Raw genomic sequence first — 230 nt, forward strand, 5'->3', positions numbered from 1 at the left:
TGTACTGCGGAACGTGATCCGAAATGCAGGGGATGAAGAAAAGCTGGAGGAATGGAGAAAGTGTCTTTCCGGTGCGGTTCCGGCAAGATTCTGTACCTATATGGGAAAACCCGTTACGCTGGAAGAGATTCCAAAAAGCCGGGATAAACTGGAAGAAATCGAAAAATACGCCGTGCCGGATGAGACAGGAATTTTGTACGAAGACCGCTGGTACTTTGTGGAACGTGAAT

1 protein-coding gene is annotated in these 230 nt (G+C 47.8%); it reads left to right on the plus strand.

Annotated features, from left to right (window positions below):
- The coding region (locus tag LIZ66_RS18480; RefSeq protein ID WP_227227654.1) for a hypothetical protein at window positions 1-230 on the plus strand (230 nt) is incomplete at both ends.

Origin of the sequence: Blautia faecis (genome assembly GCF_020554845.1) — a bacterium.
Taxonomy (GTDB): Bacteria; Bacillota; Clostridia; order Lachnospirales; family Lachnospiraceae; genus Blautia_A; species Blautia_A faecis.